This is a genomic window from Providencia sp. PROV272 (assembly GCF_049901975.1).
In the GTDB taxonomy this organism is placed as follows: domain Bacteria; phylum Pseudomonadota; class Gammaproteobacteria; order Enterobacterales; family Enterobacteriaceae; genus Providencia; species Providencia stuartii.
Genome location: NZ_CP096291.1, coordinates 3,409,886 through 3,432,725, shown reverse-complemented (window position 1 = coordinate 3,432,725; position 22,840 = coordinate 3,409,886). Strand labels below are relative to the sequence as shown.

General features: G+C 41.4%; 15 protein-coding genes and 5 pseudogenes. 6 read left to right on the top strand and 14 right to left on the bottom strand.

Annotated features, from left to right (window positions below):
* Positions 1-22 precede the first annotated feature (22 nt).
* Positions 23-1,369 carry a quorum sensing histidine kinase QseC gene (gene qseC, locus M1E93_RS15830; protein WP_014657314.1) on the bottom strand — a complete coding sequence of 449 codons (1,347 nt, stop codon included), beginning with the start codon at positions 1,367-1,369 and terminating at the stop codon, positions 23-25.
* Positions 1,366-2,028 (bottom strand): quorum sensing response regulator transcription factor QseB, encoded by a 663-nt coding sequence (qseB, locus tag M1E93_RS15825; RefSeq protein ID WP_004915700.1) that lies wholly within the window; start codon positions 2,026-2,028, stop codon positions 1,366-1,368. Before qseB ends, qseC begins: the two co-directional genes overlap by 4 nt.
* A 177-nt stretch (positions 2,029-2,205) precedes the next feature.
* Here qseB and M1E93_RS15820 point away from each other — a divergent pair, with 177 nt between their 5' ends.
* The gene (locus tag M1E93_RS15820; RefSeq protein WP_036942658.1) at positions 2,206-2,610 is read left to right on the top strand and encodes a YgiW/YdeI family stress tolerance OB fold protein; all 405 of its coding nucleotides are present in this window, start codon (positions 2,206-2,208) and stop codon (positions 2,608-2,610) included.
* A 219-nt stretch (positions 2,611-2,829) separates the two neighbouring features.
* Here the strand turns inward: M1E93_RS15820 and M1E93_RS15815 are convergent, their stop codons facing one another.
* From M1E93_RS15815 to M1E93_RS15805, 3 genes and pseudogenes are all read right to left on the bottom strand, one after another.
* Entirely contained in the window at positions 2,830-3,777 is a 948-nt protein-coding gene (locus M1E93_RS15815; RefSeq protein ID WP_140035165.1) for an IS30 family transposase, read from the bottom strand.
* 64 nt (positions 3,778-3,841) lie between these two features.
* Positions 3,842-3,958, bottom strand: coding sequence for an aromatic amino acid transport family protein (locus tag M1E93_RS15810; protein WP_426207292.1), 117 nt, complete (start codon positions 3,956-3,958; stop codon positions 3,842-3,844).
* A gap of 145 nt (positions 3,959-4,103) precedes the next feature.
* Positions 4,104-4,685: pseudogene (locus tag M1E93_RS15805) on the bottom strand (beta-eliminating lyase-related protein); the annotation flags it as partial.
* Between the two features lie 616 nt (positions 4,686-5,301).
* Here M1E93_RS15805 and M1E93_RS15800 point away from each other — a divergent pair.
* Positions 5,302-5,961: pseudogene (locus M1E93_RS15800) on the top strand (IS4-like element ISVsa5 family transposase); the annotation flags it as partial.
* A 53-nt stretch (positions 5,962-6,014) separates the two neighbouring features.
* Positions 6,015-6,194 (top strand): annotated as a pseudogene (locus M1E93_RS15795) (TraI domain-containing protein); the annotation flags it as partial.
* A 431-nt stretch (positions 6,195-6,625) separates the two neighbouring features.
* Here the strand turns inward: M1E93_RS15795 and M1E93_RS15790 are convergent.
* The gene (locus M1E93_RS15790) at positions 6,626-7,684 is read right to left on the bottom strand and encodes a hypothetical protein (RefSeq protein WP_426207014.1); all 1,059 of its coding nucleotides are present in this window, start codon (positions 7,682-7,684) and stop codon (positions 6,626-6,628) included.
* Here M1E93_RS15790 and M1E93_RS15785 point away from each other — a divergent pair.
* Positions 7,655-8,742, top strand: a protein-coding gene (locus M1E93_RS15785) for an IS3 family transposase (RefSeq protein ID WP_426207013.1) whose coding sequence is annotated in 2 segments (ribosomal slippage) — positions 7,655-7,907 and positions 7,907-8,742 — 1,089 coding nt in all. Because the reading frame shifts where the segments join, the coding sequence is not laid out codon by codon here. The genes M1E93_RS15790 and M1E93_RS15785 overlap by 30 nt on opposite strands.
* A gap of 525 nt (positions 8,743-9,267) precedes the next feature.
* Here the strand turns inward: M1E93_RS15785 and M1E93_RS15780 are convergent.
* Positions 9,268-10,092: pseudogene (locus M1E93_RS15780) on the bottom strand (tryptophanase); the annotation flags it as partial.
* Between the two features lie 1,178 nt (positions 10,093-11,270).
* On the opposite strand from M1E93_RS15780, the gene M1E93_RS15775 reads away from it, so the two are divergent.
* Positions 11,271-11,987: a UTRA domain-containing protein gene (locus M1E93_RS15775; RefSeq protein WP_004925662.1), complete on the top strand. Its 717-nt coding sequence runs from the start codon at positions 11,271-11,273 to the stop codon at positions 11,985-11,987.
* A 112-nt stretch (positions 11,988-12,099) separates the two neighbouring features.
* Here the strand turns inward: M1E93_RS15775 and M1E93_RS15770 are convergent, their stop codons facing one another.
* The 7 genes and pseudogenes from M1E93_RS15770 to hutU all read right to left on the bottom strand — a co-directional run bounded on the left by M1E93_RS15770 (position 12,100) and on the right by hutU (position 21,398).
* The gene (locus tag M1E93_RS15770; protein ID WP_104873207.1) at positions 12,100-13,782 is read right to left on the bottom strand and encodes an electron transfer flavoprotein-ubiquinone oxidoreductase; all 1,683 of its coding nucleotides are present in this window, start codon (positions 13,780-13,782) and stop codon (positions 12,100-12,102) included.
* A 12-nt stretch (positions 13,783-13,794) separates the two neighbouring features.
* Positions 13,795-14,745, bottom strand: a complete 951-nt coding sequence (locus tag M1E93_RS15765) for an electron transfer flavoprotein subunit alpha/FixB family protein (RefSeq protein ID WP_426207012.1) — start codon at positions 14,743-14,745, stop codon at positions 13,795-13,797.
* Positions 14,746-14,759: 14 nt separating this feature from the next.
* Entirely contained in the window at positions 14,760-15,515 is a 756-nt protein-coding gene (locus M1E93_RS15760) for an electron transfer flavoprotein subunit beta/FixA family protein (protein ID WP_040132462.1), read from the bottom strand.
* Positions 15,516-15,625: 110 nt separating this feature from the next.
* Positions 15,626-17,092 (bottom strand): annotated as a pseudogene (locus M1E93_RS15755) (purine-cytosine permease family protein).
* Between the two features lie 265 nt (positions 17,093-17,357).
* Positions 17,358-18,497: an acyl-CoA dehydrogenase family protein gene (locus tag M1E93_RS15750; protein ID WP_104873206.1), complete on the bottom strand. Its 1,140-nt coding sequence runs from the start codon at positions 18,495-18,497 to the stop codon at positions 17,358-17,360.
* On the bottom strand, positions 18,494-19,678 hold the full coding sequence (locus M1E93_RS15745) for a CaiB/BaiF CoA transferase family protein (RefSeq protein WP_004925680.1): 1,185 nt from the start codon (positions 19,676-19,678) through the stop codon (positions 18,494-18,496). Before M1E93_RS15745 ends, M1E93_RS15750 begins: the two co-directional genes overlap by 4 nt.
* Positions 19,679-19,730: 52 nt before the next feature.
* Complete coding sequence (hutU, locus tag M1E93_RS15740; RefSeq protein WP_104873205.1) at positions 19,731-21,398, bottom strand: urocanate hydratase; 1,668 nt, start codon at positions 21,396-21,398, stop codon at positions 19,731-19,733.
* A gap of 493 nt (positions 21,399-21,891) precedes the next feature.
* On the opposite strand from hutU, the gene M1E93_RS15735 reads away from it, so the two are divergent.
* Positions 21,892-22,833, top strand: coding sequence for a hypothetical protein (locus M1E93_RS15735; RefSeq protein ID WP_104873204.1), 942 nt, complete (start codon positions 21,892-21,894; stop codon positions 22,831-22,833).
* The last annotated feature ends 7 nt before the right edge of the window (positions 22,834-22,840 follow it).

Here is a 22,840-nt window from a genome sequence, read left to right as displayed (position 1 = left end):
ATTTATTAATAACCAAGCATTATTACCAAGTGATTTTGACGCAAAAACCGCCATTTTCGCCATTTGCAAAAGCCAATCTGAAATGGTGTAGCTCAGCAATCTGTTTCGCAATAGATAACCCTAAACCACTACCTGTTTTCTCTTGCCCCGGTGGACGATAAAAGCGTTCACCTAACCGTTTAAGAACATCCTGAGTTACCCCTTGCCCATCATCATGGATCGTGAGGTGATCCTTATTCAGTACAATATCTACTTTTCCACCAGCCTTACCATAGCGAATGGCATTATGTAGCAAATTCCTTAAAAGGATAGCTAATAACAGACGCTGCCCAGTCAATAATGGTGGCTCATTAACCACTACAACATCCATTGTCGTCTGTGCAGCTTTCGCCTCTAATGAGATATCTTGCAGTGCAGACTCAATTAAGGCTAACCATGAAAGTTGCTCCACATCATCAAGCTGTGACAATGACTCTAAACGAGAAAGCGTTAATAGCTGATCGACAAGACGTGTGGCTCTATCGATCCCTTCGGATAAGTTAGCAACCGCATGTTCTCGAATGGTAGGATCATGCCCTGCTATCTGCACAACTTCGGCCTGCACTTTCAGTGCTGCCAACGGACTACGTAGCTCATGGGCCGCATCCGAGGTAAATTGGCGTTCACGAGCAAACATCGCTTGAATACGCGTAAATAAGCTATTGAGTGCATCTAACATTGGCTTGACTTCTGAGGGGAGCCGCTCAACATGCACTGAACTCAGCTCATCGGGCCGCCGTTGATAGAGTTGGGTTGTGACTTGATGTAATGGCCTCAATGCACGCGTTAATAACCATAAAAACAGGATTAGCATGATAGGCAGCGCAATTAGCCAAGGTAAAAACTGCGCAACCATAATCTCCATCGCCATATCTTGCCGATATTCCCACTCTTGCCCCACGACAATAATATATTGCCCTTCCGATGATCTTAGCCAAACAAAGCGCCATTCATCATCACTTCCTTTAATTTTGCCTTCGGTAAACCCTTCTCGGCTAAAGTTAAACGGGATTTTGCGCCCATTATCACCGTCATTCAGTACCATCTCCCCTTGAGGTGTGAAAATGGCGAATGCCAGCGCATCATCATCTTGATTACCACGGTTTTTACGTAAGATTTTCTTCGTTTTTGCTAATGAAACATCATTAAAATCGAGATCAGAAGGTAATACAGACAAACGTTTAGCAAATACCATTTGCTGAGTATCAAACAGTTCATTGATCGTTTTATATGTTTGATGCCACGCAAGTAAACTCGCCACTCCCCACGTCATTAGCGCGAGTAGCAACAGCATGAGTGTCAATTTTAAGCGTAAGCTAAAGGTTTTCATGCTTCCTCACCTAAACGGTAGCCGACACCATGAACTGTTCGAATAAAACGTGTACCTAACTTACGCCGTAAATGGTGAATATGCACCTCGACGGCATTGCTGGATACCTCTTCATCCCAGTTATACAATTTTTCCTCAATGAAGGCACGAGACAGCACCTTGTTTGGATTATGTAAAAACAAGGATAATAGAGATAACTCCTTACTTTTTAATTCGATACGTTCACCGTGACAGGTGACAGTCATTGCAACAGGATCCATTTCAATATGACCATGCTTTAATATTGGCGACAATTGCCCGCTACGCCGACGAATTAATGCCTGCAAACGCGCAGCAACTTCTGCAAGCGCAAAGGGCTTACAAAGGTAGTCATCGGCACCTTGTTGTAGCCCTTGCACTCGCTGATCCAAGGCATCTCTTGCGGTTAATATTAAAACAGGCTCATCACGCCCTTCTTTGCGCCAAAACTTCAAAATCTCCATACCATCTACACTCGGCAGAGAAAGGTCGAGTATCACGGCATCATAAGGCGCATCGAATAAGGCGACTTGCCCTTGCTTACCATCGGCAAACCAATCAATGGTAAAGCCAAGTTGGCTTAATCCTACTTTTAAACCATCGCCAATTAACCGGTCATCTTCGATCAGCAAAATACGCATGATTTTCTCCTTTATTAGAATATTGTTATATTTATCCGATTAATTTGGATATGACCAGTTGTTATGAACTAAATTTAAAATATATTTTTTTTCTGTGGGTTCTTAAGATCCTGTTAAGAATTTCTTGTTTTAATAGCTCCCGTAAACAAATTTTGGTAACAAATGGAGAGGACCACTATGAAAAAATTACCCTTAATCGCGTTAATTGCTGCATTAGCTTCTGCACCTGTACTCGCTGCAAATGGTGGCTTTGATGGACCAGGCGCGGCTCAGACGACCACCAATCAAACAAACCAAGCTGGTGGCTTTTCTGGCCCAAATAGCGGCGAAACTACGGTCGCTAAAGCTCTCGATTTATCCGATGATAGCTGGGTGATCTTGCGTGGTAATATTGTTAAGCAGTTAGATCAAAAACATTATGAGTTTACCGATGGGACAGGCACCATCAATCTCGAAATTAGCCCAAAACGCTGGAATGGCATTAATGTCACGCCAAAAGATAAAGTAGAGATCCGCGGTAAAATCGACAAAGACTGGAATACACGCGAAGTGGAAGTCAAACAGATCCAAATTATAAAATAATCTTTTGGTAAAAATTAAGGTAGCCGCTACGGCTGCCTTATTTATATTGATAGAGATTGATGTGATAAAACTGGCATAAACTCTTATTTAAGGATGGTGACCACAGTGCTAAATTAACCGTTACCCCTATTACTAAGGTAACATCATGTCTGCTAAAACGCCCCAAATCCGTCATATTCGTGAAACTTTACTCGGCGGATTCAAGTCCGAAGTGCAACGCTAAGCCGCCTTTCTTAGCTCCGCAAACACCACCGAAGGTTGTCTGAACCCCAGACACTTGCGTGGCCTGCTGTTCAACGCTCCCTGATAGCGTTGTAAGTCTTCTTCTGTCACTGTCCGCAGGTCTGTTCCTTTCGGGATAAACTGTCTTAACAACCCATTCGTATTCTCGTTCAGCCCACGCTCATGCGAGGCATACGGATGGGCAAAGTACGTATCTGCGTTCAGTGCTTCTGCTATCGCCTTGTGCTCACTAAACTCTAGACCGTTATCGAACGTTATTGTGTGACATACATCCTGATACTCACTCAGCAGTGAGATAATGGCCTTACTGACTTCCACCGCATCCTTTGAAAACACCTTTTTTGTCAGGTAAATACGGCTTTTGCGTTCTGCCAGTGTCACGATAGCACCAGTGCCCTGTTTACCCTGCACCAAATCGGCCTCCCAGTCCCCCAGACGGCTACGGTCATCGACGACTGACGGCCGTAGCTCAATGGATACCGCATCAGGGATGCGCCCTCGTTTCTGCCCGTAGCCCTTACGATATCGCCGTTTGCCCTGCCTAAGATGCCTGTACAACTCGCCACCGCTACGCTTATCCGCATAGATATACTGGTAAATCCATTCATGGCTGACGCTAAGACCAATAATGCTGCCAATTGCACTTATTTGCTCAGGACTCCACTTCCACTCCAGAGCAAATATCACGAAATCTATGGTCTGCTGAGGAATTGTCCTTTTGGCAGATGACAGCCGCCTATCACAGCACTTCTGGTGTGCCTGTTGTGGGTTATAACCAGTATCTGAAGTGTTACGCCTCAGTTCACGGGAGACCGTGGACTTGCTTACACCGATACGGATACCTATCTCATGGCAGGATAAATTATCCTCACGCAGTATCGATATCTGGTATCGTTGTCCTTCGGTTAGTTGCTGATACTTCATACTTACTCGCTCATCTTTGGTCGGAAGAGCAGGATAGCTTATCAGTAGCTAACCGTCCTTCCATCTAACATGACCGAGCGTTGCACTTATTATCTGAATTCGCGAAAAAACAAACAACGAATAGAACAATGACTGAATTTATAAACCATGCTCCTGCCATAATTGTGGGTAAGCTAAACATGCCCGCCCCTATCATAGCGCCACCGAGCACAAAGCCCCCTACCAATATGGAGGGTTCCTTCTTCTCTGACGAATTATTCATGGTTATTCACCTTAAAAATAAGGGTAAAGTTCCCGCATTGCACGGGAACCTGAAGTATTGACTATTATTTAATAGGTTTTAATCTAGCGGTAAAATGCCTTAATACGGGTGGCTCATATTCAAAATCCAGCCCTTTTAACGTTGCAAATCTATCTTTAAGGCCAATCAAGGCATCTGCGATATAGTCCATATGGTCGTTGGTATAAACACGCCTTGCTATAGTGAGTCGCATGAACTCCATATCAGCATGTTTCTGTTTCCCTGTTTCAGGGTCACGACCAAGTAAAAATGAACCAATTTCAACAGCACGAACACCGGACTCAAGATAAAGTGCATTAATCACTGCTTGGGCTGGAAATTGCTCGCTCGGTATTTGTGGAACTAACTTTTTACAATCAACAAATACCGCATGTCCCCCTGTAGGGTACTGAATAGGGATCCCCCCTTCACGTAAGCGATCACCTAAGTATCTCACTTGACCAATACGATAATGTAGATAATCCTCCCTAGTTCCTTCTTCAAGCCCTTGTACCATCGCCGCTATATCGCGTCCGGCTAAACCGCCATAAGTGACAAACCCCTCCATTGGAACACAGCGTTGCCTTGCTAAGGTGAAAATATTTTCATCATCTTTAATAGCAACTAAGAGCCTATCTCAATAGGGATTAATTACCGCATAAAAAATATATTATTGTAACCAAAACCTTATACAGCCTGACTTTTAAACATCGATATGGCTGGGTAAGGTGATGAATTTACCTCCTATTGAGATAGGCTCTTAGTCTGATAAAGACCAAAAAAATCCCAAATCGATTTAAATATGCCCACAATGCTTCACCTTTTTTATGATTATTCACACGAATACAGTTTAATTGCTTATAATTCAATTAGTTATGACTTTAAGCCCTAACTGTAGAATATTTTATATGAAATACAGTTCACATCTACAAGTTAATTACAATTATCACTTTAAGATTGTTGTATTTATAGGCCAATACCAATTAGTTTTTCCTGGGCGTTGCAATATTGGTACCATTGTCTGGAATAAAGTCCTATTGAGATAGGTTCTTAGTTGTTACCATTGAATGATTAATCATTAATTTAAGGCACCTATTGTGCTAATTTATTTTTACGTAAAAAAAGCCACACTAAGTGCTGATGAATCCCCTAATGATTTTTATCAAAATCATTAAGTTAAGGTAGATACACATCTTGTCATATGATCAAATGGTTTCGCCAAAAATCAATAATCAGACAACAAGATGTGCGAACTCGATATTTTACACGACTCTCTTTACCAATTCTGCCCCGAATTACACTTAAAACGACTCAACAGCTTAACATTGGCTTGCCACGCCTTACTTGACTGTAAAACTCTCACTCTTACCGAACTTGGCCGTAACCTACCAACCAAAGCGAGAACAAAACATAACATCAAACGAATCGACCGATTGTTAGGTAATCGTCACCTCCACAAAGAGCGACTCGCTGTATACCGTTGGCATGCTAGCTTTATCTGTTCGGGCAATACGATGCCCATTGTACTTGTTGACTGGTCTGATATTCGTGAGCAAAAACGGCTTATGGTATTGCGAGCTTCAGTCGCACTACACGGTCGTTCTGTTACTCTTTATGAGAAAGCGTTCCCGCTTTCAGAGCAATGTTCAAAGAAAGCTCATGACCAATTTCTAGCCGACCTTGCGAGCATTCTACCGAGTAACACCACACCGCTCATTGTCAGTGATGCTGGCTTTAAAGTGCCATGGTATAAATCCGTTGAGAAGCTAGGTTGGTACTGGTTAAGTCGAGTAAGAGGAAAAGTACAATATGCAGACCTAGGAGCAGAAAACTGAAAATCTATCAGTAGCTTACACGATATATCATCTAGTCACTCAAAGACTTTAGGCTATAAGAGGCTGACTTTTAGGTTGATTTAAAAGCAAAAAAGCCTCTGTCCGTGAGGACAGAGGCTTTCAGTGGCAGACCTGTTGAGAAAAAAGAGCTTGAACCAAGGTGGCGTGTTGCTGTGGCCTTCGGCGTTTTGTTCCATGATATTGGTAAGCTCGTATCAGACTATTCCCTAACAGACGAGGATTGCGGCTATCAGTGGAACCCTTTTAAAAGGCAGATAGCGCCTACTACCTGCCTAAGCAGCTTCTAGTACTGACTATAGCCTAGCCATATGGGGAATGTGGAAACAACACGAAAGGATAGGTGAGTTAAACACTAAGAATTCCGAATTGCTTGTTGAGCTGACCGAACAAGTCAAAGTCAATGAAGATTATCAAGAACGCGTCCAATCCCTCCATCAACTCGATACAAAACATACTCAGGAATTAGCTAATGCAATAATTCAAATTGATAAGATAAGTTGCGTAACTCGATGATATTTTTTTGCTCTATAATATTCCTCCCTGCCATCAAGTAGGTATTGCCCAACTTAAAAATCATAAAACGAATTAATAACAAGTTAACGGGCCGCCCACTAGCCAATAAAATTTAAAATAGAAGGTATACCCTGCAACAGCTGCTACATGTAGCAGCTGTTGCAGGTGCATTGATTGACATGAATAAGAGTGAAGGTGTTTAGTTATCTTTATTAGTCTGTTTTTCTTTCACGATGAGTAATGCGCGACGTAATGTTTCTCTTTCTTCATGTTCATCTTTTGATATTCCTGTAAATGATAATATGTTTGGAAGTGATTCGCCATAACCCGCTAGATTTTTATATAAATAAGAAAGGCAACCAAGGCAATTATATAATGTAGCCTCATTGAGTATACCTATCAGATTATCATTGGTTTCATGTTTCGTTAATACTTTATTTTGAATGATAAGGCTTGCCAGTTCTTTATCTGTAAGCAACATTTTCTCCTGAAAAAAAGCCTCCCTTAATTTTTTAAGGGCGAGCTCAACCGAATCGAGAAGCCCATAAACGGATTGTGGGGCAATGAGCTCGGAGTGATCATTATCATAAATAATCATTTTTTTTATCATTCTATTATATATCATGATTGAATGCAGAACTGTTTGGTTGTTGGGATCATTAATTACAGGGTTTTCTTCTATATCAGAAACTGACTGAGTGGAATTTTTAATGTCGGGTGTAACAATGATATATTCAGTATATACACCTTGATTTGTTAAAATAGGATTGATATAGGAGAGTAATGACCCGTATCGAATCGATTTTGGTTCAAACTTTATCTTTAATGCGAGATTGATAATAGCGAGTGTAGATGTAAAAAAACCTAATGGGAATTCTTCAAATGAGATTTCGTTAATAACCTCTCTTATGTTATCTAACTCGTTAGCGTAAAGTAGCTCAAGAATATAAGGGATTTCTTTGTATAATTTAAGAGATGGCACTTCGTCACAGAGCTCATCTAAGTATGATGATAATTCAAAAATGCTTATTTTTTTTAGGGAAAACTCAGATAAGTTTATGGAGGGTACAAGAGTAGGTAAAGGCAGATGAGATTTATTTTCAAATATAAAGTTTTCTAGAATATTAAGAATACCGTAACAATAACTAGGGATACATTGGTAATCCCCCCGAAAAATCGGTGTATTAATAAGTAGAATTTTCTCGTAATCTGAACTGAGGAGATCTCTATGAAAAAAGCACGTTTTACCGATAGCCAAATTATCACCATCCTTAAGCAAGCTGAGGCGGGAACGCCTGTTTCTGAACTGTGCCGCGAACATGGTATGAGCAACGCCAGTTTTTATAAGTGGCGCTCACGCTTTGGTGGGATGGATGCTTCCATGATGACCCGCTTGAAAGAACTGGAAGAGGAAAATCGCCGCCTCAAAAAAATGTATGCAGAAGAAAGGTTGAAAGCTGAGATCATTCAGGAAGCTATGGCAAAAAAGTGGTGAAGCCATCGCATCGAAAGCGGATGGCGCAAGAAGCTGTCAAAATACGGAATATCAGCGTACGTTTTGCCTGCCAGTTATTTGTAGTGAGCGAAAGTTGCTATCGTTATCAAGCTAAACTGAGTAAAGAAAATGAAGCAATAGCTGACTGGCTGATACGCATCACTGATAGCCAGCGCAACTGGGGATTTAGCTTGTGCTTTTTATACCTTCGAAACGTAAAAAACTTAAGATTTAACCACAAAAGGGTTTACCGAATTTATTGTGCGTTGTCACTGAACAGGCGAATAAAGCCGAAGAAACGCCTAAAACGGGATAAGCCCGAGCCACTGACGGTACCCGAAACGAGCAATGAATGTTGGTCAATGGACTTTATGCATGATCAACTGTCGGATGGGCGCTCAGTCCGTTTATTGAATATCATCGATGATTTTAATCGTGAAGCATTAGCTATTGAAGTGGATTTTTCCCTGCCGGCGAGTCGGGTTGTAAGAGTACTAGAGCAACTTATTGAGTGGAAAGGAAAACCGGTTTCCATACGCTGTGATAATGGGCCAGAGTACACCAGTAATATATTGATATCATGGGCTAATCTGCAAGATATCAAAATAAACTTTATCCAGCCAGGTAATCCGCAGCAAAATGCTTACATTGAGCGTTATAATCGGACAGTCCGCTATGAGTGGTTAGGGCAATACTTGTTTTCATCACTGGATGAATTACAAGACTATGCTACACGGTGGCAATGGTTTTATAATCACGAACGGCCGAACATGGCGTTGAATGGCTATACCCCAATGCAACATCTACAACGAATGACCTGATTCTACTTATAACCTCGGTTAAAAACGGGGGGATTACCCATTGACACTCACATTCAGGGCCTTGGCCGCAATCACAGTCATCTTCACAACTAGGGATATCTATTTTCTCGTGAGAAATTAACACCTCGATATACTCATACAGTGCATCTTCTCCCAAAAAAACAGGATCATTTTTAACATTTTGGTAAAGATACCGTTCTAAATAGAAGAGAGGATCTGGCGCTTCAAGTTTATCTTCAAGTAATTTTTTATAATTTGATACAAGTGGCGTCAGTAGGTGAGTGATTTTTTGAAAGGCGAGCAGGACACTAAGAGAAGTATAAGCGACTCTCAATTGCTCAAATTGGGTATCGTGTGGTTTACCTATCTCGCTCGCTTCTTTTTTGCAAGCATCAATAATCGTATCGATGTTACAAATTGTTGTGAATGATGAGGTTCTTATGTTGTTAATTGAGGTTGTAATTTCAAAAAGATTAACAATGGGGTTGAACGCTAATGTCTTGATGTAGTATTTGAGATAGGCCCTAAGCCACCAATATTTAATAGCGGGTCTTTCTTCGCAGACATGGTTAATGCATCGGCATATTTGTACATGTCAAAAATAACTTCTTTGATTGTGGCATCTTTATATTTTGGATCACGCTCTTTAATAAAATAGGCATTTTCACAAAAACGAGCGGAATCCATGACAACAAAGATATTATGCTGCTTAGCGATTTCATAGACTTCTTTTAAATTCGCCATAGAAACGGGCTGACCACCAGCACTATTACAAGTGACGGTAGAAACAATCGCGACAACGTTTTCAGCCCCATATTTAGCAATATTATCTTTTAACTTCTGAATATCAAAATTACCTTTCCAGTCATCATATGTTTCCGAATCGTAAGCCTTTTCGGTGACAATATTAATCGCTTTACACCCATTTAATTCAACATGTGCGGCTGTTGTATCAAAATGGAAATTAGAAATAAAGACTGGATTCTTAGCCCCTCCCTCCTGTTGTTTAGCTTTCAATAATACGGGGAACAACATATTTTCTGCACCACGCCCTTGGTGAGCAGGAATAGTGTAATCGTAGCCAAACATCTCTTTAACTTTATTTTTTAAATCATAATAGTTACGAGACCCTGCATACGCTTCATCCCCTGTGATCATCGCGGCCCACTGCTGATCACTCATTGCGTTAGTACCGGAATCGGTTAATAAATCAATATATACAGCACTACTCGGTAATAAGAATGGATTGTAGCCAGCTTCTTTTAATGCAGCTTCTCGCTCTTCCCTAGATGGAATACGAATATTTTCTACCATTTTAATACGGAACGGTTCTACGATTCTTTTAGCCATGATAATACCTTTAATTTTCATTAAATAATAAAAACAGAAATTCGTACTTATTATGAGTAATAAGATAACGATTAATTAAGAGAAAACGTTGGAATTATCGATGAGGAAAAAAGAAGGCTAAAGGAATATCAATATTGAACCATTTCTTCATATAGAAGAAACTCCTCGATATTACTAGCTTATGTAATGATAACATACTATGCCTCCTCAATTAAGGGATTAGTACTACCGTCGAGCTTAGATATATAACAACTATTTGGTTATTTTAATCTCTGTTGTCATTATATTATACACGCATCACAATATTGAATAATTTATCGACAACAACATGACGCTCATCACATTATTTATTGAAATCCAAAACCCGTAAAAATAAAAGCAACACACTGAATTTTATAACAATTTAATAAAAACATTAACAAGGAAATTTTATTATAGCTTGTTAAGATTTAAGTTTATTTTATTAAATTAAAGTAACATCTTACTTAAGTTAAAATAGATTTAAGTCAAATGAAATCAATAAAAATACCTTATGTCACTTAATAAAGTTTGGGATACGTTATTCATTATTTTTTATGTTTTGGCAAACTTCCCCCTTAATAAAACACCAAGTTCACCTATTATTGAGTCTGAAAAATAGTGTGTTTGTTCCCTGCATTACTCACGCCATAAGCTTTAAACGGCCTTTTGGTTGATGGAATAGCCAACTCAACCAATCAATTCGATCGATTTGCTTTCCGTACAACTCACCAATTTATTGCCACTTTTAAAATTTTTTCAAAAAATATTGCTATTTTTAATAACTTTCAAGAGTAAAAAAGAATACTAAATCAGATGCTATCAATCGAACCCTACTTTTGGGCTAACATACCGATAATCATACTCGGATAAAGTGGCATAAAAGTACTGCCCCCCATACGTAGAGCCTATCTTATTTATTAATATTTCACTATTATAGTCAGGGCGTGTTATGCACCTAATAAAAATTAGACTTTACTAATAAAATTCAGGTAATTACAGTGTTTCTTATTTTGAATAGCATTACGGTACTTTAATACACTTTTTTGTCACAATGATGCAGGTTTGCTGGTAAACTTGGGCAAACCGCCGATTAGGTATGGTAACAACTGAAGATTAACGGATTCTTCTAACACCTTATTATTAATAAAATAATCACGATGACTTCACAACCAGCATACAAGCAAATTCAATCTTATATTCTGCGTAGTATTGATTTAGGTATCTTCAAACCTGAAACTCAAATACCCACAGAGCTAGAGCTTTGCGCCCAATTTAATGTCAGCCGCATGACGGTGAATAAAGCCATTTCTGAGCTAAGCCAAAAAGGTATTCTGAATCGTATTGCTGGGAAAGGCACCTTTGTTGCGACCCAAAAGCATGAGCTGCCTGTAACCAAAGCTTTTGATATTTTTGATGAAATATCATTAAGCGGTAATAAATATAGCGGTCATCAATTACAACTTAAAATTATTACTGCTTCGCCTGAAATTGCGTTACAACTTGGAGTGATGGAAGGAAGTGATATCGGCTATTGCAAGGTACTCCATTTTGAAAATGACATTCCTTTGATGCTTGAGGAGCGTTATGTCAATCACGCTATCGTTCCTGATTTCGTCAAACAACACTTTGGCGATACAGAAACACCAAGTGGATACTTGCAGCGGCATTTTCCCGTTAGTGAAATGGAGCATACCATCGAAGCCGCTTTAGCGACTAAGGCCATTGCCCAATCCCTCTCTATTAAAGAAGGTTCCCCCTGCTTACAACTTAGCCGCCGTACCTGGACAGGCTCTATTTTAATTAGTTATGTCAATATGATAACAGCAGGCTCTCGTTACAAATTAAAGTTACATTCACGCATTGATACCCCATAACACATAAACAAAAAAATGGGGCAAATTCACAAAATGCCCCAAAGCGACTGATAAAATAAAGCACAACCACACCCGCGCTTCTATTGGCGGGAATACATCACAACAAAACCAGTTACATCCCTTGATAAATTGGCCCTTCTCCCCCTTGTGGTGCTGTCCAACAGATATTTTGTGTTGGGTCTTTGATATCGCACGCCTTACAATGCAAACAGTTTTGCGCATTGATTTGTAACTTTGGTTGTTCTTTTTCACTCACTATTTCATAGACCCCCGCGGGGCAATAACGGGTCTCTGGTGCCGCATATCGAGATAAATTAACGCTAATAGGTATTTGACTATCCTGTAATTTTAAGTGGCACGGCTGTTCTTCTTCATGATTAGTGTTTGATAGAAATACCGACGAAGGCTTATCAAAAGTCAAAATGCCATCCGGCTTGGAGTATTCAATCGGTTGAAAGTTTTTAGCCTCTTGCAAACTTTCATGGTCTGCTTGCTTTAGCTTTAACGTCCACGGTGTACGCCCCTTTAAAAGCAGCTGTTCTGCACCAAATAATAACGACCCTAAGTACAAACCTTTTTTCATATAGGGTTTGAAATTACGAGTTTGGTATAACTCACGATAGAGCCAACTCTGTGCAAATTTTTGACGATATTGTGTTTTAAATTCCGCATAATCGATAGATTGATCGCGCATTGATTCGAACAGGGCTTCTGCCGCAAGTGCACCGCTTTTCACTGCACAGTGACTACCTTTGATCCGAGCCGCATTCAAAAAGCCTGCATCATCACCAATCAATGCTCCTCCAGGAAAGCTCAGTTCTGGTAATGCGGAAAGTCCTCCAGCAACCAAGGTTCTAGCCCCATAACTCACTCGTTCGCCACCTTGTAAAAAAGCGCTAAACGCTGGGTGAGTTTTGAGACGTTGGAATTCATCAAACGGTGATAAATAAGGATTTTCGTAGTTCAGCCCTACCACTAAACCAACAGCAACCAGATTTTCACCATAATGATAAGCGAAGCCGCCACCATAAGTATTATTATCTAAAGGCCAACCAATTGAATGAACAACCAAACCGGCTTGATGCTGCTCTTTAGGTATTTGCCAAATTTCCTTTAATCCAAGACCATAGGTTTGCTTTCCACGGCCAGCTGATAAGTCAAAATGTTCAATAAGTTGCTTCCCTAATTGCCCACGGCACCCTTCTGCAAAAAACGTCATTTTTGCTAATAAATTCATGCCCGGTTGATACATTGAGGTTGGATTACCTGATTTATCAAGCCCCATATCCCCCGTCGTCACCCCTATCACTGAGCCTGACTCGCTGTATATAACTTCTGTTGCCGCAAAGCCCGCAAATACGTCGACCCCGAGCTGTTCGGCTTGTGATGCTAAGGCGGAACATACCCGCCCTAGACTACCAATTACATTTCCTTCATTTTTTAAACTGGTTGGTAACAGAGCAAGTGGTAACCGGTTCGCTTTATGCTCTTTTAGGAGCAAAAAGCGATCTTCAGTGACTGCCGTTAAGTCACTGGAGACAAAGTGCTGCCAGTCGGGTAGTAGCTCATCAAGGGCACGGGGGTCGATCACGGCACCCGATAGAATATGCGCTCCAATTTCAGCACCTTTATCGATCAGACAGACAGATAATTCACTGTTTTTTTCTAAGGCAAGTTGCTTTAAGCGGATTGCCGCAGATAGTCCCGCAGGTCCACCACCGACAATCAGGACATCAAATTCCATCGATTCGCGCTCTGGAGCCTCATTGATATTGACACTATTGTCGATAGTCATATTTCCCCCTAATTAGGCTAATGCTTTATCTAATTCAGGTAAGATCTCAAACAGATCACCAACAATGCCGTAGTCCGCAACTTGGAAAATAGGAGCTTCTGGATCTTGATTGATTGCGACGATCACCTTGCTCTCTTTCATGCCAGCAATATGTTGGATCGCCCCAGAAATTCCAACGGCAATATAGAGATCGGGGGCAACAATCTTACCTGTTTGTCCAACCTGATAATCATTCGGCACATAACCTGCATCAACAGCAGCCCTTGATGCCCCAACCGCAGCCCCTAATTTGTCGGCAATGGTTTCAAGCAAAGCAAAGTTTTCACCAGAACTTAGCCCTCTTCCCCCCGATATCACCACTTTTGCCGAACTAAGCTCAGCACGGCTCATTTGGGTTAAAGATTGGCTTTTCAGTTGAGATAATGGGTTAAAACTGTTTGCACAATAATCTTCGATGGCAGCCGCCGGCTGAGTTTCCGTCGTAGCAGAAAAAGCAGAGCTACGAATTGTTAACACCACTTGGTTCCCATTATTTTGTACTGTGGCTAATGCGTTGCCCGCATAAATAGGACGCACAAAGGTTTGTGCATCAATAACGTCAGTAATATCGGAAATCTGTGCAACACCTAGCGTTGCCGCTACACGTGGAGCAACATTTTTACCGTAAGTGGTCGCGGGAAAAACTAAATGACTGTAATGTTTAGCTATCGAAACCACTGAGTCAGTCACAGTTTCTGCGAGTTGATGAGTAAGCTCTACATGGTCGATAAGGATCACTTTTTCGACCCCTGCAATGCTAGCCGTCTGCTCTGCAACCCTAGCGCATTGGCTACCAGCAACGAGTAGATGCAATTGCCCTTGCCCTGCAAGGATCTGTTTAGCCGCTGTCACGCTATGGTATGTTGACGATTTAATAGTTTGGTTGTCATGTTCTACCACAACTAATACTGATAATTGGCTCATGGCGCTCTCCCCGATTAGATAACTTCTTTAGCTTGCAGTTCACTGACTAATGCTTTGACATCATTAAATAATGTGCATTGTCCTGTACGTTTTTTCGGCTCCGTAACCATCAATGTTTTTACTTGCCCTAATGGCGTAAAATCCAGCTCTGAAATATCGCGAACTTCAAGCGGTTTTTTCTTTGCTTTCATGATATTAGGGAGGGTTGCATAGCGAGGTTCATTTAAACGTAAATCGGTTGTCACTACCGCTGGTAACGCTAATGTTAATGTTTCTAATCCACCATCAATTTCACGAGTGACTTGCAGTGATGTACCATCAATTTCAATCAAGGAAGCAAACGTCGCTTGCCCACACTTAAGAAGTGCAGCCAACATTTGCCCTGTTTGGTTGCAGTCATTATCAATAGCCTGTTTACCAAGCAAAATTAAGTCCGGCTGCTCTGAAACCACCACCTGCTGCAATAAGCGAGCAATATCCAGTGGCTCTAACACTAAATCACTCGGCTTCTGAACCAAAATGGCTCTGTCGGCACCCATCGCCATCGCGCTACGCAGCGTTTCCTGTGAGTGAGCATCACCGATTGATACAACAACCACTTCATCCGCTTTTCCAGCTTCTTTTAGGCGCACCGCTTCTTCAACGGCAATTTCATCAAACGGGTTGATTGCCATTTTGACATTCGTTAATTCGACGCCTGAACCATCCGCTTTTACTCGTACTTTGACGTTGTGGTCAATAACTCTTTTAACAGCCACTAAAATTTTCATAATTACTCCTAATTACTCTCTGCCAGAAAGTGTTTTTCAGGCTGAGGGGAGCCTTAGCAGTGAATATTCACTGCTATCATCCCCTCTTATTTTTGTTTTAACGTGATTTGTTAATTAGCTGATTTGCTGTCCAGTATTTCATTTGACGACGGCAGTATTAGCCTATCTGCAACGGACATTGGCCATATTTTAATCGCAGCATAGTAGATAATACTGGTGGCAACGAGGCCCACAATCCATGAGATATCAACGCCTCCCAGCTTCTCTACTAATGGTCCGGTGTAAAAACCTGTCGCAATGAAAGGCAATTGAATCATAACGCCAATCACATAAGTGATGATGCCAACTTTATTCCAGCGCCCATAACGACCATTCGGGTTCGATAGCTGAGGCACGTCATAACGACCTTTCGTTACCCAGTAGTAGTCAACAAGGTTGATTGCGCTCCATGGGGTAAAAAATGCCAGTAAGAACAGTAGGAAAGCTGAAAATAGTTTTAGGAATGAATGTTGCCCAGCTAAGCCCAGAGCCGTTGAGAAGCTGACCATCAATATGATGAAAAACAGCCTTTGCCTGCGAGAAATTTGCTGCTTGCCACGGAAACCACAGAAGATGGCTGCCATCGACATAAAGCTACCGTACGCGTTTAGTGCAGTGATCGTCACCTTACCAAAGAAAATGCTGATATAGAGCAGCGCGGCAATAAGCCCTGTGCTACCCAGACCAACAATATAAGCCACTTCATGACCTGCGAATGCGTTACCGGCTAAAGCAGCAGCGAAGACGCCTAGGATCATAGATGCTTGAGTGCCAATCACCGTTCCCGAACCTACCGCTAAGAACGCTTTGATTGTCGGCGTTTTGGTAGGTAGATAACGAGAGTAATCGGCAACATAAGGGCCAAATGCAATTTGCCATGATGCTGAGAGTGACATTGCAAGTAAGAAATTGGTCCACGTGAAATGACGGTTTTCTAATAAAACCGAAACGTCATTCATATAAAACAAGCGGAAAAATAGATAAAAGAATGCAACTACACCGATCACACTGGCCGCTTTACCTAGCATATGGATGATACGATAGCCACAGATCGTAATCGCGATGATCACAGCACCGAAGATCAAGATACCGACCCAATCACTAACATTGAGCAATTACCCAACGGCCTGACCCGCTAATACTGTGCCACTCGCTGAAAAGCCAACATACATCATGCACACAAGAAGGATCGGGATCACCGCGCCATAGACACCAAACTGAACACGGCTTGAGATCATCTGTGGTAACCCTAACTTTGGCCCTTGAACAGCATGCAGTGCCATCACTGCACCACCAAGTAGTTGCCCGATAAACAAACCAATTAATGACCAAAATACATCGCCACCTAACACGACAGCGAGTGCCCCAGTCACGATAGCGGTAATCTGTAAGTTTGCCCCAAACCAGAGAGTAAATTGACTTGATAATGTGCCATGCCGTTCTGATTCAGGGATATAGTCAATAGAGCGTGCTTCGATTAAAGGAACATTATCCTGCCGATGTTTTTTATCTGCGATTATGTCGTTTGAAACTGTCATGGTAACTCCTCTTTAAGCAAGGCTTGGCTTAAAGAATGGACCAATTTGTCGCAATGGTTGTCGTAGGATACAGCCATGAGACGTTAAGACGGATGTTATTGTTGTTTTATAAACTACCCGCCATTAAAAATTGAAATACATTCTTAAACCCGGTTGTTGTTGTGTTTTTAATTCCATGATCCTGTTATCAGGTCGTTCATCCTATTGCAGTTTTTACTCATTACGAGTGGACCCTGTCTGCCCACTCGCATTTCCCTATCTCACATTAAACAGCATCTAAAATCGCACGTGAGATAATGATTTTTTGGATTTCTGAAGTACCTTCAAAAATACGTAAAATTCTTGCATCACGTACATAGCGTTCTAAAGGTAGATCCCGAATATAGCCATAACCACCATGAAGCTGTAATGCTGCATCGGTAACAAAACCAGCACACTCCGCGGCAAATAATTTTGCTGTTGCCGATTGCAAGCTAAAACGTTCGCCTGAATCTCGACACTCCGCAGCACGCCATGTCAACATACGCGCGGCTTCTAATTGAGTATGCATATCTGCAAGTCGCCATTGTGTTCCTTGGTAAGCCGCTAATGGCTTTTTACCGATTTGGCGCTCTTTCACCCAATTTAAGGCACATTCCATGGCAGCACGAGCAATACCTAATGAAGTCGCCGCAACTTCCACGCGACCTTTATCCAACACTTCCATTGCGGTATGGAAACCTTTATTTTCTTCACCTAATAGCGCCGACTCAGGCAGCCAACAATTCAGAGCTAGTTCATAGATTGTACTCCCACGTAGCCCCATCGTTTTCTCAGGTGAAGAAAACTCGACGCCTTCAGTGCCCTTTGGGATCATAAATGCACTAATGCCACGAGCGCCGGCTTCTGGATTCGTTTTGGCGTATAACACGATAAAATCAGCTTCTTTGGCATTGGTAATGTAGTGTTTATTGCCACGAATTCGCCAACCACCATTTTCACGGGTCGCGATAGTACGCATGTCAGCAGGGTTTGATCCCGCCGCTGGCTCTGTTAGGCCAAACGCCCCTAGCATTTCACCGCTTGCCGCTTTCGGTAACCAATACTGTTTTTGCTCCTCCGTTCCCCCAATCAAAATTGAGTCTGTTGCGAGAAAGTGTGCCGTTAAAGCCGATGATGTTGATGCACAAGCCGCTGCCACTGCTTCCACGATCATACTCATTGCTATACTGCCAATGCCAAAACCGCCGTATTGTTCCGGTAAGTTGATCCCCCAACAGCCCATTTCACCCAGTGCTGCTAGGCTTTCTGCACAAAAGGTTTCTGTTTCATCGTAACGCTGCGCATTTGCTTGCAGAATATCCCGGCAAACCTTTTCAACAGCATCTACAATTGCTTGTTCTGTTTCATCAATTTGAAAGCTCATTGTATTGTCTCCGCATTTTTTATTGTGAGATTTGCCGATTTATAAACAGCATTCGCTTCACCTAAGCTAGGTGCCCTTTGCGTCACATGAGGTTTGTACCCATTAAAGAAAACAGGTTGAGACACTAATGGTGTTCCCCCATCATCAAGATGAGTAAGAACAGCACGTACCTTTGCATGTTCGCTCTGAGTTGCCTGCTGCAAATCATGGATTGGCGAAGCAGGAACCCCAGCGTTTAGCAACAAATCACAAACTTCTTCGACCGTTTTTTGTGATGTCCAACGTTCGATTTCTTTTCGAAGTTCAGCCTGATAAAGCGTTCTTGTAGGATCGTCTTTATAACGAGGGTCATTGCGTAATTCAGGTTTCCCCATACACTCACAAAAACGCTGAAATAACTTTTCACTGGCGATAGCAATAACCACTAAACCATCCTGTGCCTGATAAGTATCAAACGGTGTGGATACAGGGTGTCGATTACCCACTAAGCTGGGCGCTGTACCATTTGCAAATAGGTTAGATAACCCTGTTAGTTGCATACTTAGCAGCACATCAACCATAGCAACATCAATATATTGTGCTTTTTCTTGGTGAGCTTCCCGTGCAAATAGTGCACTACTGATCGCCCAAGCAGCGAATATGCCAGCGCAAACATCACCTATCGATTCTCCACTACGGGTTGGGCCTGTTTGTGGAAAGCCTGTCACACTCATTAACCCTGACATCGCTTGTGCCACAATGTCATAAGCGGGGTAATTAGCCAGTGGGCTATCTTGACCAAATCCGGAAATACTGGCGTAAATCAATTTTGGGTTGTGCTGTTTTAGGCTGTCAAAATCAATGCCTAACCTCGCGGTTACCCCCGGTCGAAAATTCTCAACGACGACATCACTCTCTTTGACTAACTGATAAAGGATTTCGCGGTCAGTCTCTGATTTTAGATCTAACTCAATACTGCGTTTGCCTCGATTAATCAGCCCGTAATAAACGCTCTCACCATCAATAAATGGCCCCAAATGGCGGCTATCATCACCATGATCAGGCACCTCAATTTTGATCACCTCAGCCCCTAAATCGGCCATCATGCCTGTGCAATAAGGACCGGCAAGTACGCGACTTAGATCAATAACTTTGATCCCTGATAGTGGCCCTACTCTTTTTGGCTTTGACATCGTATTCATACTGATCCCCTTCTAAATAAGGCCGCCCCTAATCTGAGGCAGGCCAAAGGTGCTACTTGACCATCGGCAAATTCAGACCTTGCTGTTTTGCACAATGTATTGCGATGTCATAACCCGCATCAGCATGGCGCATCACCCCTGTTGCTGGGTCATTATGTAAAACTCGTGCTAGACGTTTATCCGCGGCATCAGTGCCATCACAGACAATCACGACACCCGCGTGTTGTGAAAAGCCCATTCCGACACCACCACCGTGATGTAAACTCACCCATGTCGCTCCTCCCGCGGTGTTCAATAGCGCATTGAGTAAAGGCCAATCAGAGACTGCATCAGAGCCATCTTTCATCGACTCGGTTTCACGATGTGGGCTTGCTACAGAGCCTGAATCTAAGTGATCACGACCGATCACAATAGGCCCTTTTAACTCGCCATTTTTCACCATTTCATTAAATGCTCGACCCAATCTTTCACGATCTTTTAAGCCAACCCAACAAATACGAGCAGGCAGCCCTTGGAATGCGATGCGTTCACGGGCCATATCCAGCCAGTTATGCAAGTGTTTATCGTCTGGGATCAGCTCTTTTACTTTTTGATCTGTTTTATAGATATCCTCTGGATCACCCGATAATGCCACCCAACGGAATGGGCCAATTCCTTCACAAAATAGAGGGCGAATATAGGCAGGAACGAAGCCAGGGAAATTAAAGGCATTACTCACACCTTCATCTTTCGCCATTTGACGAATGTTATTACCATAGTCAAAGGCTGCTGAGCCACGTTTTTGCATAGTCAGCATAGCGTCAACCTGTACTGCCATACTCTTCTTCGCAGCTTTAGTCACTTCATCGACAGCAGTCTGTTGTTTTTCACGCCATTGCGCCAATGTCCAACCTTGAGGTAAGTAGCCATGAACGGGGTCGTGTGCGCTCGTTTGATCGGTTACTGAGTCTGGGGTAATGTTACGTTTTACCAATTCGCTGTAAACATCGGCAGCATTACCTAATAAGCCAACTGAAACTGGCTTACCGCTCTGTTTCGCTTCCTCAATATAGTGCAGCGCTTCATCTAATGAAGTGGCCTTTTTATCGACATAACGTGTTCTTAAACGAAAATCAATGCGGCTTTCATCACATTCAACAGCAATCATACTGAAGCCGGCCATGGTCGCAGCAAGAGGTTGTGCGCCCCCCATTCCACCGAGACCTCCCGTTAGGATCCAACGTCCGGCTGGATCACCATTAAAATGTTGCTTAGCTAAAGATACAAAAGTCTCATAGGTCCCTTGTACGATGCCTTGTGAACCAATATAGATCCAAGAGCCAGCCGTCATTTGGCCATACATCATTAGGCCTTTTTTATCTAGCTCATTGAAATGTTCCCAATTCGCCCAATGAGGGACGATATTTGAGTTAGCAATTAATACGCGGGGGGCATCAGGGTGAGTCGGGAAAACACCAACAGGCTTGCCTGATTGCACTAATAACGTTTGATCATCTTCAAGCGTTTTCAATACTTCTAAAATCTTGTCATAACATTCCCAATCACGAGCAGCACGTCCAATTCCGCCATACACCACTAGACTTTGCGGATGCTCAGCAACATCCGGATCTAAGTTATTTTGGATCATGCGATACACGGCTTCTGTCAGCCAGCTTTTGCAAGTTTTTTCGCTGCCACGTGGGGAGCGGATAACGCGTGTAGAGTCAGTACGGTTTAGCATCGGTGTATCCCCTATTTATCCTTTTTATGTAACTTTTTTGTAACAATCAATGATATTTCTCATTAGTCATTATTTTTTCACTGATAGATTTATTGATTTCAAACCTCCTTCAACTTATTGATATTCAATCAGTTGAAGTTATCTCAGCACTAATTTTCTATCATTTTTATCAAATCATTTATCTTGTTACCTTTGAATATATATACATTTAATTCACAAAGTATATACATTTAAATTTGAATTTTTGCACAAAGATTAGATAGCTAGGGAGGCGATGAGCTATACAATGAGTGATAGCTTGCTGTTTATTCGAAGGAAGATGTATAGACAACTAATTTAATATGCAGAAACAAGTAAATAGCTGAAATGCGAGACGCTTCACATAAACTAGTCATGAAAAGCCCACTATGAGCGATAGGATGCTCGATTATTGCAATCTTTCGCATCAAACCTATTGTAAGTTATCGCAAATAAATTTTATTGGTGATAACTTATGAAGATTAAAAATCCATTTTATAGCCTTACTTCTTGGCTCAATAACGATCACACTCATGAATCAAAAATAGCTAAAGTAAAAAATAGTGATCACTCTTTTCCTGTTAAAACTTCAAAAATAAACCAAGCTGAAAATACACATTGGCAACCTAAAATCACGGATGAAGAGTCTGCCATTGATTTTATTAATCAATATTTTCACCTACCAGAGAATATAGCAAATAAACCCGATACAAAGTTAAGTTTAAAGTCATTATCATTAGATAACCAAAAAGTTACTATTGAATTTAACAAAGAGATCTCCTCTTATTTCAATGAGGAAAATCAAGATAAAACAGATATTCTGATGACACAAAATGAATTGATTGCTGCATTAAACTATCAGATAAGGCGGTGGGGTAAAGGAGATGAAATTATAGAGGATGAAAATTCAAAAATAACAATAAAATCAGAAGATAAGATTTCATGCCTTGAGCAGATATCCCGTGATATAGGTGCAATGAAGATTATTTTCAAATCAGAGAATGGCTCGTCAATTGTATTAGATTCAATAAATGACATTTATTATGCTTTTAAAAAATTACCACCTGAGCACATTAGTCATCTATGTAACATTGCGAACCAAAAGCATATTTTAAACGCTTATATCGATATATATAACACAAATCAAAACCGTGATAAAATCAATATCTCTCAAAGAGAGAATAAAGGAACAGTCCAAATCGAAATAACGGAAAATGGATATTTAATAACATCCCATTGCCGTTATCAACTTGAACAAATTGAGCCTCAACGATTAATTTCCGGGTCTATTATTGAGATAAAGAGAGCAACTTGTTTCAACGTGAATAAAGATCATACGTTAAAATTTGATAATCTAGATAAGCTCACCATAAAGATTGAACTCGAAACCAATCCGACATTAATAAAAATACCTTAAACTATTA

Excerpts from the sequence above, each read along its gene's own strand:
- qseC (WP_014657314.1), bottom strand. The coding sequence starts at position 1,369 with ATGAAAACCTTTAGCTTACGCTTAAAATTGACACTCATGCTGTTGCTA.
- qseB (WP_004915700.1), bottom strand. The coding sequence starts at position 2,028 with ATGCGTATTTTGCTGATCGAAGATGACCGGTTAATTGGCGATGGTTTA.
- M1E93_RS15820 (WP_036942658.1), top strand. The coding sequence starts at position 2,206 with ATGAAAAAATTACCCTTAATCGCGTTAATTGCTGCATTAGCTTCTGCA.
- M1E93_RS15815 (WP_140035165.1), bottom strand. The coding sequence starts at position 3,777 with ATGAAGTATCAGCAACTAACCGAAGGACAACGATACCAGATATCGATA.
- M1E93_RS15810 (WP_426207292.1), bottom strand. The coding sequence starts at position 3,958 with ATGTTTAGCTTACCCACAATTATGGCAGGAGCATGGTTTATAAATTCA.
- M1E93_RS15775 (WP_004925662.1), top strand. The coding sequence starts at position 11,271 with ATGACTTCACAACCAGCATACAAGCAAATTCAATCTTATATTCTGCGT.
- M1E93_RS15770 (WP_104873207.1), bottom strand. The coding sequence starts at position 13,782 with ATGACTATCGACAATAGTGTCAATATCAATGAGGCTCCAGAGCGCGAA.
- M1E93_RS15765 (WP_426207012.1), bottom strand. The coding sequence starts at position 14,745 with ATGAGCCAATTATCAGTATTAGTTGTGGTAGAACATGACAACCAAACT.
- M1E93_RS15760 (WP_040132462.1), bottom strand. The coding sequence starts at position 15,515 with ATGAAAATTTTAGTGGCTGTTAAAAGAGTTATTGACCACAACGTCAAA.
- M1E93_RS15750 (WP_104873206.1), bottom strand. The coding sequence starts at position 18,497 with ATGAGCTTTCAAATTGATGAAACAGAACAAGCAATTGTAGATGCTGTT.
- M1E93_RS15745 (WP_004925680.1), bottom strand. The coding sequence starts at position 19,678 with ATGAATACGATGTCAAAGCCAAAAAGAGTAGGGCCACTATCAGGGATC.
- hutU (WP_104873205.1), bottom strand. The coding sequence starts at position 21,398 with ATGCTAAACCGTACTGACTCTACACGCGTTATCCGCTCCCCACGTGGC.
- M1E93_RS15735 (WP_104873204.1), top strand. The coding sequence starts at position 21,892 with ATGAAGATTAAAAATCCATTTTATAGCCTTACTTCTTGGCTCAATAAC.